The sequence below is a fragment of the Xenophilus arseniciresistens genome, assembly GCF_028023875.1.
Lineage (GTDB): Bacteria > Pseudomonadota > Gammaproteobacteria > Burkholderiales > Burkholderiaceae_C > Xenophilus > Xenophilus arseniciresistens.
Genome location: NZ_JAQIPB010000002.1, coordinates 101,212 through 113,911 on the forward strand (window position 1 = coordinate 101,212; position 12,700 = coordinate 113,911).

Annotated in this window: 14 protein-coding genes; 8 read left to right on the plus strand and 6 right to left on the minus strand. The window is 69.7% G+C overall.

The genetic code is table 11. The features are described 5' to 3' along the window. Positions 1-8: 8 nt before the first annotated feature. The 3 genes from PGB34_RS05040 to PGB34_RS05050 all read left to right on the plus strand — a co-directional run bounded on the left by PGB34_RS05040 (position 9) and on the right by PGB34_RS05050 (position 1,827). Positions 9-287 (plus strand): septum formation initiator family protein, encoded by a 279-nt coding sequence (locus PGB34_RS05040; protein WP_271427001.1) that lies wholly within the window; start codon positions 9-11, stop codon positions 285-287. Further along, positions 284-781 carry a hypothetical protein gene (locus PGB34_RS05045; protein ID WP_271427002.1) on the plus strand — a complete coding sequence of 166 codons (498 nt, stop codon included), beginning with the start codon at positions 284-286 and terminating at the stop codon, positions 779-781. Before PGB34_RS05040 ends, PGB34_RS05045 begins: the two co-directional genes overlap by 4 nt. Positions 782-894: 113 nt before the next feature. Then, entirely contained in the window at positions 895-1,827 is a 933-nt protein-coding gene (locus tag PGB34_RS05050; protein WP_271427003.1) for a hypothetical protein, read from the plus strand. Between the two features lie 19 nt (positions 1,828-1,846). Here the strand turns inward: PGB34_RS05050 and hslO are convergent, their stop codons facing one another. Together hslO and PGB34_RS05060 are read right to left on the minus strand one after the other, a co-directional pair. Further along, positions 1,847-2,833 (minus strand): Hsp33 family molecular chaperone HslO, encoded by a 987-nt coding sequence (hslO, locus tag PGB34_RS05055; protein WP_271427004.1) that lies wholly within the window; start codon positions 2,831-2,833, stop codon positions 1,847-1,849. 43 nt (positions 2,834-2,876) lie between these two features. Further along, a complete protein-coding gene (locus tag PGB34_RS05060; protein WP_271427005.1) occupies positions 2,877-3,401 on the minus strand; it encodes a gamma carbonic anhydrase family protein in 525 nt (174 codons plus the stop codon). A 48-nt stretch (positions 3,402-3,449) separates the two neighbouring features. Between PGB34_RS05060 and PGB34_RS05065 the strand changes: the two genes are divergently transcribed. Beyond that, positions 3,450-4,262: a ferritin-like domain-containing protein gene (locus PGB34_RS05065; protein WP_271427006.1), complete on the plus strand. Its 813-nt coding sequence runs from the start codon at positions 3,450-3,452 to the stop codon at positions 4,260-4,262. A 24-nt stretch (positions 4,263-4,286) separates the two neighbouring features. Here the strand turns inward: PGB34_RS05065 and PGB34_RS05070 are convergent, their stop codons facing one another. From PGB34_RS05070 to PGB34_RS05080, 3 genes are all read right to left on the minus strand, one after another. Further along, on the minus strand, positions 4,287-5,819 hold the full coding sequence (locus tag PGB34_RS05070; RefSeq protein WP_271427007.1) for a hypothetical protein: 1,533 nt from the start codon (positions 5,817-5,819) through the stop codon (positions 4,287-4,289). A gap of 134 nt (positions 5,820-5,953) precedes the next feature. Then, on the minus strand, positions 5,954-6,868 hold the full coding sequence (gene xerD / locus PGB34_RS05075) for a site-specific tyrosine recombinase XerD (RefSeq protein ID WP_271427008.1): 915 nt from the start codon (positions 6,866-6,868) through the stop codon (positions 5,954-5,956). A 113-nt stretch (positions 6,869-6,981) separates the two neighbouring features. Continuing rightward, positions 6,982-7,962, minus strand: coding sequence for a tripartite tricarboxylate transporter substrate binding protein BugE (locus PGB34_RS05080; RefSeq protein WP_271427009.1), 981 nt, complete (start codon positions 7,960-7,962; stop codon positions 6,982-6,984). Between the two features lie 227 nt (positions 7,963-8,189). Here PGB34_RS05080 and PGB34_RS05085 point away from each other — a divergent pair, with 227 nt between their 5' ends. Continuing rightward, positions 8,190-9,104, plus strand: coding sequence for an AEC family transporter (locus tag PGB34_RS05085; RefSeq protein ID WP_271427658.1), 915 nt, complete (start codon positions 8,190-8,192; stop codon positions 9,102-9,104). Here the strand turns inward: PGB34_RS05085 and queG are convergent. Continuing rightward, positions 9,070-10,191 (minus strand): tRNA epoxyqueuosine(34) reductase QueG, encoded by a 1,122-nt coding sequence (queG, locus tag PGB34_RS05090; protein WP_271427010.1) that lies wholly within the window; start codon positions 10,189-10,191, stop codon positions 9,070-9,072. The two genes, PGB34_RS05085 and queG, sit on opposite strands and share 35 nt — an antisense overlap. On the opposite strand from queG, the gene tsaE reads away from it, so the two are divergent. The 3 genes from tsaE (at position 10,174) to PGB34_RS05105 (ending at position 12,697) form a co-directional block, all read left to right on the plus strand. Further along, positions 10,174-10,686: a tRNA (adenosine(37)-N6)-threonylcarbamoyltransferase complex ATPase subunit type 1 TsaE gene (tsaE, locus tag PGB34_RS05095; protein WP_408647830.1), complete on the plus strand. Its 513-nt coding sequence runs from the start codon at positions 10,174-10,176 to the stop codon at positions 10,684-10,686. The genes queG and tsaE overlap by 18 nt on opposite strands. 59 nt (positions 10,687-10,745) lie before the next feature. Continuing rightward, positions 10,746-12,221 carry an N-acetylmuramoyl-L-alanine amidase gene (locus tag PGB34_RS05100; RefSeq protein WP_271427660.1) on the plus strand — a complete coding sequence of 492 codons (1,476 nt, stop codon included), beginning with the start codon at positions 10,746-10,748 and terminating at the stop codon, positions 12,219-12,221. Positions 12,222-12,370: 149 nt separating this feature from the next. Further along, the gene (locus tag PGB34_RS05105) at positions 12,371-12,697 is read left to right on the plus strand and encodes a glycine zipper domain-containing protein (RefSeq protein ID WP_271427011.1); all 327 of its coding nucleotides are present in this window, start codon (positions 12,371-12,373) and stop codon (positions 12,695-12,697) included. Positions 12,698-12,700: the final 3 nt, after the last annotated feature.

A 12,700-nucleotide genomic window follows, 5' to 3' on the forward strand; every position in this document is an offset into this window, starting at 1 on the left:
CTGCCTTCATGAGCTCCCGCGTCATCGTGCCCATCGTGCTGGTCCTGCTGCTGCTGGTGCTGCAGGTCCAGCTGTGGACGGGCCGCGGCAGCGTGCCGGAGGTGTCGCAGCTGCGCGAGCGGCTTGAAAAGCAGCAGGAGGCCAACGCCAAGGCCCAGACCGGCAACGAGCGCCTGAGCTCGGAGGTGGCCGACCTGCAGGAAGGCATCGAGATGGTGGAAGAGCGTGCGCGCCAGGAGCTGGGCATGGTCAAGCCCAACGAAATCCTGGTGCAGATCGCCAAGTGAAGCCCGCCGCAGCGTTGGCGGCGCCCCTGATTCTGGTGTTGGGCGGGCCGCTGGCCCGCCGCCAGTGGCTCATCGCGCAGTTGCAAGGCCGGCTCCAGGCCCTGCCCCAACCCCTCCCCACCCCTTCGTTCTGCGATGGCGAAGCCGCATCTGCGCTGGCCCGGCTGAGCCGCGCCGCCCTGGTGCTGCTGTGCGCCGCGCGCGCCGACGAAGACGCATCGGCGCAGGCCCGGCAAGCCTTCCTGCGCGAGCAACTGCACGCAGCCGGTGCGGCTTATGGCGTGCTGCATGGCGACGATGCGGCCATCGCGCTGCAGGCCTGGCAGGCACTGCAAAGCGCATTGGGCTTGGCGCAGCAACAGACCGGTGACGCACAGCCCACCGCGGAAGCCCGCAGCCTCGCCAACTGGCGCAGCAACTGCGAGAAGTGTTCGGACCCTGTCTGCGAACACCGGCTCTTCTCCGACCTCGTGGGCCAGCGCGCGCAGGCATGATGCGGCCAGGGCCGCAGCCCGGCCCTGCCGCCGCCCATGCCTGCTCGCACGCATCGCCTACCGCCCGCCCCCGCTCTGCTCGCCGCGATCTGCCTGGCGCTGCTGGCGCCGGCATGGCCCGGCAGCGCACGCGCCCAGTTGGCCGTGCAGCTTCGCAACTGAGCACGCCCACCACCTGCGCCGAGGAAGACAACGTCTCCATCGCGCTCAGCGCCGTGGGCATCCGGCAGCTGCGCGTGGAGGCCCTGCAGCCACCCTACATCGCTGCGGTTGAACGAGACGGCAGCGCACCCGATTTCTCGGGCTGCGACTTCGACGGCGCCAGCCATCTGACCGACCCCCGTCACGACTTCGAGCCGCGCGTGCGCATGCTGCACCAGGACCGCGACTGGCGCCTCGTGGGTCGCGTGCTGCCGCAGTTCTGGCGCCCGCAGCAGGTGCCCGTGCAGGTGGGCAGGCTGCACGATCGCGGCTTCCATCTGCTCCAGCTCCTGCGCCGCATCGACGGCCAGTTCCGCGAGGTGCTGGTGCTGTATCCGGCCGACGGCTACTGGCGCCTCAAGCCGCTGCCGCTGGCCCACCTGGGCGACGGGGTGTATGGCTCATCGCTGCTGCTGGGGCCGGTGACGCAGGCCGGCCGGCCGGTGGTCGAGATCTCGCACGTCCACATCGAGCCGCGGCCCATGCGCTTTCACCTGCGCTTTGCCCAGGGCGGCAGCGCGGTGCTGCGCGTGGTGGAAGCCAGCCGTGCACGCACGGCCGTCGACCTGCGCCTGAACCCGGCCGTGCCGCACACGCAGCCCTTTGCCATGCTGCGCTCCATGCATGTGGCGCCCGACAACGCCGATGTGAGCGAAGTGCGATGGCGCGACGCAGCCCGGGCGGGCCGCCATGCCCCGGAGCAGGTGATGCCGCTGTCGCAGTTGAACACGCTGCAGGTGCGCTCGGTGGTGTTCGGCCGCAGCCAGCCTTCGCGCCACAACACCAGTGCGCCCGACATCCGGCTCAGCGGCTTCGCGGGCGGCCCGGCCCGGCCCGCGCGCTGAAGGCTGCGCCGGTCGCGGCTTACTGGACCACCTGCGAGCCCGGCATCTGCTCGCCGGGCTCGGTGAAGATCTGGGCCGTGTCCACGGGATCGAAGCGGTACTGCTGGCCGCAGAAGTCGCATCCCACCTCGATCTGGCCGCGCTCGTCGAGGATGCTCTGGGCCTCGGCCTGGCCCAGGGTGCGCAGCATGTTGCTCACGCGCTCGCGGCTGCAGGTGCAGGAAAAGCGCGGCGCCAGCAGCCCGGCGCGGGGCTCGAAGCGCAGCAGCTTCTCTTCCCAGAACAGGCGGCGCAGGATGGTTTCCACGTCCAGCGTCAGCAGCTCCTCGCGCGTCAGGCTGGCGGCCAGCACCGCGATGCGGTTGTAGTCTTCGTTCAGCCCGATGTGGTCTTCTTCGGCGCGCTGCGAGCTGCCTGCGATGTTCGCCTGCCCGGCCAGCGGCAGGCGCTGGATCAGCAGGCCCGCCGCGACCTGGCTGTCGGCCGCCAGCACCAGCGTGGTGTCCAACTGCTCGCTTTGCAGCATGTAGTGCTGCAGCACGTCGCTGAGCTTGTGCAGCTTCTCGCCCTGGTCGCCGAACAGCGGCACCACGCCCTGGTAGGGCTGCTGGCCCGGCAGGCGCTCCTTCGGGTCCAGCGTGATGGCGCAGCGGCCCTTGTTGCCCACGTTGACCAGCTCGGGCAGGTGCGCGTCGGCCTCCACCTCGCCCTGCACGCTGGCGGTGCAGCGCAGCCCCAGGTCGGGCTGGGCCTCGGCCACGGCCAGCTTGACGGGGCCGTCACCGAAGATCTGCAGGATCAAAGAGCCCTTGAACTTGATGTTGGACTGCATCAGCGCGGCAGCGGCCGTCATCTCGCCCAGCAGCTCGGCCACCGGCGCAGGGTAGGCACCGGTCTGCGTGTTGCCGGCGCGGCGGGCCAGGATTTCCTGCCAGGCGCTGTCCAGCCGGACGATCATGCCGCGCACGGGCAGGCCGTCGAAAAGAAAGGTATGCAATTCGCTCAAGGGGTCTTTCCTGGGATCGCCAGCCACTGCGCGGTGCGCGGGCTCAGGCGATCCGTTTGAGGCCCGTCGCAAAGCGGCGGGCGTTGTCCACATAGTGCTGCGCGCTCTGGCGCAACTTGGCAGCCGCAGCCTCGTCCAGCGTGCGCACCACCTTGGCCGGCGCGCCGATGATCAGCGAGTTGTCCGGGAACTCCTTGCCTTCGGTCACCACGCTGCCGGCACCGACGATGCAGTTGCGGCCGATCCGCGCATTGTTCAAGACCACGGCCTGGATGCCGATCAGCGAGTTGTCCCCGATGGTGCAGCCATGCAGCATCACCTGGTGGCCCACCGTCACGTTGTCGCCGATGGTCAGCGGCGAGCCGATGTCGGCATGCAGCACCGACAGGTCCTGCACGTTGCTGTTGCGGCCGATGGCGATGGTTTCGGTGTCGCCCCGGGCGACGGCGCCGAACCACACGCTGCTGTTCTCGGCCATCTTCACGTTGCCGATCACCTGCGCGTTCTCGGCCACCCAGGCGCCGTCTGCCAGTTGAGGGGCCACGCCATCGAGTTCGTACAGCGCCATCGTTTGTGTCTCCGAATTCTGGATCGTTGCAAAAATAGAATTGTAGGGATGCCCCCTCGCCTGCGTGCGCTGCATGCGCTGTGCCTGACCGATCCCGACCAGAAAGTGGCCGCCACCCGGGCGCTGGCCGCCTGGGCGCGCGCGCAGTTGCCGCCCGATGCCGACTGGACCGCACCCGTGCGCCAGGGCGGCGACGACCGGGGCGTGCCGGGCCGGCCCGAGCGGCCCGTGCGCGTCTCGGCCACGGCCGTGCCCGCGCGCTCGCCCTTCACCGACGAAGGCCGCGCCGCGCTGGTGCATTCGATCTGCCACATCGAGTTCAATGCCATCAACCTCGCACTCGATGCGCTGTGGCGCTACGACGGCATGCCGGCCGACTACTACCGCGACTGGCTGCGCGTGGCCGACGAAGAGGCGCTGCATTTCACGCTGATCCATGCGCACCTGCAGTCCATGGGCTGGCGCTACGGCGACTTCCCCGGCCACGACGGCCTGTGGAACATGTGCGAGAAGACGCGCGACGACGTGACCGCGCGCATGGCGCTGGTGCCACGCACGCTGGAAGCGCGCGGGCTGGACGCCACGCCGCTGATCCAGGCCAAACTGCGCCGCGTCGGCACCGCCGATGCCGAGGCCGCCTGCGCCATCCTCGACATCATCCTGCGCGACGAGATCGGCCACGTGGCCATTGGCAACCGCTGGTACGGCTGGCTCTGCGCGCAGCAGGGGCTGGATCCGCTGGCCCACTACCGCCTGCTCTACCGCCAACACGAGGCGCCGCGCATGCGGCCGCCCTTCAACCTCGAGGCTCGCGCGCGCGCCGGCTTCACCGACGAGGAACTGCAGGCTTTGACGGGCTGAGGATGGCGGCCCGCCAGCGCGGCCTCAGCGCTGCGGCGTGACTTTGGGCACGGTGATCGTCGGGAAGACCGGATCGGGGCTGCGCAGCCCCGCGCCCGGCGCAGCGCCGGGGCCGAAGTGATTGGCGGCCACGCAGCGGCGCCCGCCGGATTGCACGGCGTTGCAGGCGTCCTCGGCGGCCTTGTACTGCTGCTGGCGTTCCTTGCGCTCCGCCTCGATCTGCGCAGGCGTCGTGCCGTCGGTGGGGCAGCCGCCCGCGATCATGTCGAGCACGGTCCCGGTCATGAACATGACGGTTTCGGTGCTGGCGGTGACCGAGGCATTGGACGGGATCCGGGTGCCCATGACGACTCGCTTCATGGCCTCGCACTGGGCGCTGGGCAGACGGCCCGCCGCCGCGCCCGTGCCGGCCGGCGTGGCGCTGCCTCCGGCGGAAGCAGCAGCGGGCGCAGCCGGCGTGCTGCCGCCGCCAGGGGCCCCGCCTGTCATCTGTCGCGCGGCCGTGGCGGCCAGCGGATGGTCGGGGAAGCGGCTGACCAACGCGCGCTGCACCTCGCGGGCGCGCACCGCATCGCCCTGCGCAGTCAGCTCGTCGGCCCGGGCAAACAGCTGGCCGGGGTTCATGGTCTGCAGGCTGGTGCGGAACTGCTGCTCGGCCCGGGCAGCTTCGTCGCGCTGGCGCTGCTGCTGTGCCTGGGCTTCCTGGCGCTGCCGCTCGGCCTGGCGCTCCTTCTCGGCCTGCGCCACCGCCGCCTCGCGCCCCAGTCGGGCCAGGGTCGGTTCAAGCGCCTTCTTGACCGACTCGACATCGGCGGCATGCTGCCGGGCGAAGTCGTCGAACGCGACGAAAAGCGGTCCCGCCTTTTCCATCCACAGGCTGCCGCAGCTCCCATTGCAGGGCAGATGCTTCAGGCCGTCGAAGAAGTTGCCGGTAGGGGAAGGCCGCTGTTCCGTGACGCAAGGCTGGCGGTCGACGCCGCACGCAGGATGAAGGGTGTATGCGAGCTCATTGGCGTACTCCCTGGGGGAATACCAGATCCGCGGCACAACGGCGTTCTCCCTCGGTTCCAGAGCCTCCATGCGCGCCACGTTCCTCGAATAGGAAATGCCATCCCAGGAAAACGACTCGGACTTGCTGCCCAGGTAGATGCCTGGGGTCTGCCCTGTATAGACGGCATGACCGATACCCCGACCGTAGAAGAACCACATGTCGGTGCTGCCCACCGTTTCCATCTTGTCGTTGCGGGCGACGTATGTGCCCGGGCCGAGCGCCATGCCCTCGGAACACGCGCCTTCCCAGCTGTCGCGGGACGCGGCGGTCGTGATGATTTCCCTTGAATTGGGGCCGCGCTCCTTCCGGATGGTGCCGCAGCCCTCGCGCGTCTTGACAACGAACTCGCCCGGCTGAAGCTCGCGCATGCGTGCCATGTCCTCGGCGCTGACCTGCGCCTGGGCCGGCAAGCCGGCCGCCATGCCCAGCCAAAGGGTCGCAGTGGCCAGTGCGCGGGCGGCCCACCCGTGACCACGATCCTGGTCGGTATTGCGGCAGTGTTCCATCGAAGACTCCTCCTGCAGGCGCCGGTCTGCCGCACGGTCGCGGCCCGGCCCCCAAAAAGCGTGCCGCAGTCTGCCTCGTTCATGCAGGCGCCGCCATGCCCCAATCGGAGTACATGCGGCGCGCGCGGCCGGGCTCAGCCGCGCGGATGGTGCTGCGCATGCAGCTGCCTGAGGCGCTCGCGCGCCACGTGGGTGTAGATGGTGGTGGTGGAGATGTCGGCATGGCCCAGCAGCAGTTGCACCGCGCGCAGGTCGGCGCCGTGGTTGAGCAGATGGGTGGCAAAGGCATGGCGCAGCGTGTGCGGCGACAGTGGCACCTGGATGCCGGCGGCCTGCGCCTGCTTCTTGACGATGACCCAGAACATCGCGCGCGTCATCCCCGCGCCGCGCGCCGTGACGAAGAGGTCGGCCGACTGCTGCCCGCCCAGGATCGCGGCGCGCGCCTGCGCCAGGTAGCGCTCGATCCAGCGCCGCGCCTCGGCCCCGAAGGGCACCAGCCGCTCCTTGTTGCCCTTGCCGAGCACGCGCAGCACGCCGTCGTTGAGGCTCAGGTCGAAATGCTTGAGCGCCACCAGTTCGCTCACGCGAAGGCCGCTGGCGTACATCAGCTCCAGCATGGCGCGGTCGCGCAGGCCCAGCGGCGTGCACAGGTCGGGCGCGGCCAGCAGCGCCTCCACATGCGCCTCGCTCAGGGTCTTGGGCACGCGCATGGCCTGGCGCGCGGGCAGCAGGCGCAAGGTCGGGTCTTCATGGATGCGGCGCTCGCGCAGGGCCCAGCGGTAGTAGCGCTTGAACACGGTGAGCCGGCGGTTGGCCGAAGTGGCCTTGCCCTTTTCGGCCAGCCTGGCGCCCATGTAGGCATGCAGGTCGCTTTCGCGCGCGGCGTCCAGGCTGGCCAGGCCGCGCGGCGCCAGCCACTGGGCCAGCAGCGTCAGATCGCGGCGGTAGGCGGCCAGGGTGTTGGCCGACAGCCCCTGCTCCAGCCAGAGGCCATCGATGAACAGGTCGATCTCGGGCGGATCGGAGGCAACAGCGGCAGGTCGGGTCATCAGGCGGATTCAGCCATGCAGGAAGAAAAAAGTGCAGCGGGCCAAGACAAAGGCCGCCCGGAGGCGGCCTTGGATGCTCGCACACCCGCGAAGGTGTGTGGGCGTGCTGCTGCTCAGTCGAGCTTGAGGTTCTGCTTCTTCACGACTTCCTGGTAGACCGCGTATTCGGCCTTGATCTGGGCCGCGAACTGCTCGGGCGTGTTGGCCACGATCAGCGAACCCGTGTCTTCGATGCGCTTGCGCACGGCCGGGTCTTCCAGCGCCTTCTTGGTGCCGGCGCTGATCTTGTCGACCACGTCCTTGGGCAGTCCCTTGGGGCCCAGGATGCCGTAGTAGGCCATGCGGTTGACCGGCTCCAGGCCCACTTCCTTGAAGGTGGGCACGTTGGGCAGTTCCTTCAGGCGCTCGGGCGCCGACACCACGATGGGCACCAGCCGGCCGGCCTTGATGAAGGGCAGCGCCGAGGGCAGGTTGTCGAAAATGATCGGCACCTGGCCCGCGACGACGTCGTTGAGGGCCGGGCCCGCACCGCGGTAAGGGATGTGCGTGACGAAGGTGCTCGTCATGCTCTTGTACAGCTCCATCAGCATGTGGCCGATGCCGCCCGTGCCCGAGGAGGCATAGGAGTAGCGCCCGGGGCTCTTCTTGATTTCCTCGAGGAAGCTCTTGTAGTCCTTGGCCGGGAACGAGGGGTTGACGGCAATGATGTTGGGCGTGGCCGCGATGTTGATGATGGGCGTGAAGTCCGTCACCGGGTTGTACGGCACCTTGGGGTTGATGGCGGGGTTGGAAGCCGTGCTCGAGACGGTGGCCACGCCCAGCTTGTAGCCGTCCGGTGCAACGCGCGCGGTCTCGGCCGCGCCCACGATGCCGCCGCCGCCGGCCTTGTTGATCACCACCACGGGCTGGCCCAGGGTCTTGCCCAGCGGGTCGGCGATCACGCGGGCAACGATGTCGGTGGTGCCGCCGGCCGCGAAAGGCACCTGCAGTTCGATGGGCCTCTCAGGGTATTTCTGGGCCCAGGCGGCGGGCGCGCCCGCCAGTGCAGCCAGCATCACGGTGCCCGTCAAGGCAGCCCATTGGCGACGTTGCATGAAACTCTCCTAGTGATGAAAGTGGGGTACAGACCTGGCCAGCGCACCGATCATCCGGCGGCCTCCCGTGCCAAGCCTGCCGTTTGCCAGCAAGCAAATGTATTCGGCGCGCGAATACTAGCGGCTTGTTCCCCTGGGCCTCACCCTGGATAACCCACAAACCGACGGGTCAAAGCGGGCTGGCGCGGCTGCCGATCAGCGCCATCCGGTGCGCCACGATGCCGCGTATGCTGCGCGCCGTGAACTATGCACAACTGCTCTTCCCCGACTTCTCGCTCATCGCCTGCGGCTGGCTGCTGTGCCGCTTCACGGCGCTGGACCGGCGGGTGTGGGAGCCCGTGGAGAGCCTGGTCTATTACTTCCTCTTTCCGGTGCTGCTGTTCCACTCCATCGTGCGCAGCCCCATCGACTTCGGCGCCACCTCCAACCTGGTGCTGGCCGGCTTGGGCGTGAGCCTGGGCGGCGTGGCACTGGCCTATGCCCTGCCCTGGCTGCCCGGGCTTCGCACGCTGGACCGGCGCGAGCATGCGGCCAGCGCACAGGTGGCTTTCCGCTTCAACTCCTTCATCTGCCTGGCCATGGCCGAGCGCCTGGCCGGTGCCGAGGGCCTGCTGCTGATCGCGGTGCTGATCGGCGTGTGCGTGCCGCTGCTGAACGTGGCCGCGGTCTGGCCCATGGCGCGGCATGCCAACACGGGCTTCGTGCGCCAATTGCTGCGCAACCCGCTGATCATCGCCACCGCACTGGGCCTGGTCGTGAACCTGCTGGGCCTGCGCGTGCCCGGCTGGGCCGAGCCCACGCTCACCCGCATCGGCGCCGCCGCGCTGGCGCTGGGGCTGATGGCCGCCGGCGCGGGCATGCAGTTCGCGACGCTGACGCGCGCCAAGCGCCTGGGCGTGGCGGTGCTGGCCATCCGCCACTTCGTGCTGCCGCTGCTGGCCTGGGGCCTGGCCCGCGCGCTGCAACTGGCGCCGGCGCAGGCCGCGGTGCTGATGGCCTTTTCGGCCGTGCCCACCGCATCCAGCGCCTATGTGCTGGCCGCGCGCATGGGCTACAACGGGCCCTTCGTGGCCGGGCTGGTCACGGTCTCGACGCTGCTGGGCGTTGTCAGCCTGCCCTTTGCGTTGAGTCTGCCGCACTGACGGCCGCGGGCAGCTGCGCCAGCGCCCAGGCCACGTGCTCGCGCACCAGTGCGCTGGAGTGATCCCGGCGCGTGGCCAAGGCGGCTGCCGCTTCGGCATCGCCCGCGCGCAGCGCATTGCCCAGCGCCACCGCGATGTTGCGCAGCCAGCGCTCGTGGCCGATACGGCGGATCGGGCCGCCTTCGGTGCGGCGCAGGAATTCCTCCTCGCTCCAGGCGAACAGTGCGGCCAGGCTCTGGTCGGCAAAGCCGGCGCGCGCATCGAAGTCGCTCAGCGTCGCGGGGCTGGCGAACTTGTTCCAGGGGCAGATGAGCTGGCAGTCGTCGCAGCCATAGATGCGGTTGCCCATCAGCGGCCGCAGCGCCTCGGGGATGGGCCCGGCGTGCTCGATGCTCAGGTAGGAGATGCAGCGCCGGGCATCGAGCCGGTGCGGCCCCACGATGGCCTGCGTGGGGCACACCTCCATGCAGGCGCTGCAGCTGCCGCAGTGCGGCGCCACCGGCGCGCTGGGCGGCAGCTCTAAATCCACGTAGATCTCGCCAAGGAAGAACATCGAGCCGCCTTCGCGGTTGAGCACCAGCGTGTGCTTGCCGCGCCAGCCCTGGCCGCTGCGCGCGGCCAGCTCGGCCTCCATCACGGGCGCCGAATCGGTGAACACGCGGTGGCCGAAAGGGCCGATCTCGGCGGCGATGCGATCGGCCAGCTTCTGCAGCCGCGAACGCAGGACCTTGTGATAGTCGCGGCCGCGCGCATAGACCGAGACGATGCCCTCGCCGGGGCGCTGCAGGCGCGAGAACTCGATTGCCTGCCAGCCCTCGGGCGTGTCCTTGGGCAGGTAGTCCATGCGCGCGGTGATCACGCTCGCGGTGCCCGGCACCAGCTCGGCCGGACGGGCCCTGCGCATGCCATGCGCGGCCATGTAGTCCATCTCGCCATGAAAACCCTGGGCCAGCCAGGCGGCCAGGCCGGCCTCGGCACTGCGCAGGTCGATGCCGGCAATGCCGATTTGGGAGAATCCCAGCTCGCGGGCCCACGCACCGATCTTCGCAACCAGCGTTTGAGTGACGAGTTGAGCATCGACAACCACCCTTCGATTGTAGAAACGCCCCCCGTGCGCGGGCAGCGGCTGGTGCAGTGGCACGACGAGGAGGACACCGCACGTCTGGCGCAGGCGCTGGCCGCCCAGCCGCCCCTGCGCAACGCCTTCATCGCGCTGCATGGCGACCTGGGCGCGGGCAAGACCACTTTCGTGCGCCACCTGCTGCGCGCGCTGGGCGTCACGGGGCGCATCAAGAGCCCCACCTATGCCGTCGTGGAACCTCACCAGGGCGAAGGTGATCAGGCCATCTTCCATTTCGACTTCTATCGCTTCAGCGATCCGCGCGAATGGGAAGACGCCGGCTTTCGCGACATCTTCGCGGGCGCCGGGCTCAAGCTGGCCGAGTGGCCGGCCAACGCCCGCGGCCAGCTTCCAGTGCCGGACCTGAGCATTACCATCGACGCCATGAGTGACGACACCCGCCAAGTGACCCTTCAAGCCCACAGCGACAGCGGCCTCGCGCTGCTGCAGGCTGCGGCATGAGCGCCGCACGGCCGCCCGAAGCCGATCGCACCGCAGCGCGTCTGCGCGAAGACGTGCCAATGCATGCCGCCCAGGCCACGCGCCGCCGCCTGCTGCAGGCCGGCACGCTGGCCCTGCTGCTGGGCCGCCAGCACATCGCGTTCGGCGCGTCCATCGTCGCCGTGCGCATGTGGCCCGCACAGGACTACACCCGCATCACCATCGAGTCCGACAAGCGGCTGCAGACGCAGCAGCTGATGGTGGGCAATCCGCCGCGCATGGCCATCGACATCGACGGCCTCGAACTGAGCCCCACCCTGCGCGAGCTGGTGGGCAAGGTGCGCGCCGACGACCCCTACGTGGCCGGCCTGCGCGTGGGCCAGTTCGCGCCGCGCGTGGTGCGCATCGTGTTCGACCTCAAGCAGCCGGTGGTGCCCCAGGTGTTCTCGCTGGCGCCCGTGGCCGCGTACCAGAACCGGCTGGTCTTCGACCTGTATCCGCAGCGCGCGGTCGACCCGCTGGAAGCGCTGATCGCCGACCGGCTGCGCGATGCAGGTGCGGGCCCGGCACCGGCGGCCGCGCCGCAGCCCCCGCGCACCGCGCAGGCCACGCCGGCGCCCGGCGCCGACAGCAACGACCCGCTGGGCGATCTGATGCGCCAGCAGGCCAACCGCGCCGGTACCCCGCTGCCGCCGGTCGCCTCCGCGCCCGCACCCACGCAACCGGGGCTGGCCCCGCCTGCGCCTCAGGCGCCGGTGGCCAACACGCCGGCACCGCCGGCCCCCGCCGCCACCGCCACGGGCCCCAACCGCGCCACCACCAGCCGCACCGACCGCATCATCATCGTGGCCCTCGACCCGGGCCATGGCGGCGAAGACCCGGGCGCCATCGGCCCCAACGGCACGCGCGAGAAGGACATCGTGCTGTCCGTCGCGCGGCGGCTGCGCGACCGCATCAACGCCAGCAACGTGGGCGGCAACCCCATGCGCGCCTTCATGACGCGCGATGCCGATTTCTTCGTCCCGCTGGGCGTGCGCGTGCAGAAGGCCCGGCGTGTGCAGGCCGACCTGTTCGTCAGCATCCATGCCGACGCCTTCACCACGCCGTCGGCGCGCGGCGCCAGCGTCTATGCGCTGAGCCAGAGCGGCGCCTCCAGCACCGCCGCACGCTGGCTGGCGAACAAGGAAAACGAGGCCGACGCGGTGGGCGGCGTGAACATGAGCGGCCAGGACGCCCATGTGCAACGCGCCCTGTTCGACATGAGCACCACCGCCCAGATCAACGACAGCATCAAGCTGGGCACGGCCATGCTGGGCGAGATGAAGGACATGGGCGCACGGCTGCACAAGCCGCGCGTGGAACAAGCGGGCTTTGCCGTGCTCAAGGCGCCCGACATTCCCAGCGTGCTGGTGGAAACCGCCTTCATCAGCAACCCCGAGGAAGAGTCCAAGCTGCGCAGCGCCAGCTATCAGGAAGAGCTGGCCGATGCGCTGATGCGCGGCATCCAGGGCTACTTCGCCAAGAACCCGCCCCTGGCGCGCAGCCGGCAGTTGTAAGCAGCGGTTGGCCAGGGCCGGCCCGGCATACAACTGCTTGCGTACTTTCACGCGCCCCTTGCACGCACAAGGCGGCGCGCAACGTTCCTACACCGAGGGTTTACAGCCCGCGCGCACCATGACGCCATCACTTCACAAAGGTGGACATCATGACCAACACGCGTTCCAAGACCCGCATCTGGATCACTGCCGCAGCGGCCTCGGCCGTGGTGGGCCTCGCCGGCTGTGCCTCCGGCCCGAACCAGAACCTGGGCACCGCAGGCGGTGCCGTGGGCGGCGCCATCATCGGCAACGCCATTGGCGGCAACACGGCCAGCACGGTGGGTGGCGCAGCCATCGGCGGTCTGATCGGCAACCAGGTGGGCCGCAATGTGGACGAGCGCAATTACCAGCGCCAGCAGCAGCAACAGTACTACCCGCAACAGCAGTACTACCCGCAGCGCCCCTATGACCCGTACTACGGCCCGCGCTACTGAAGA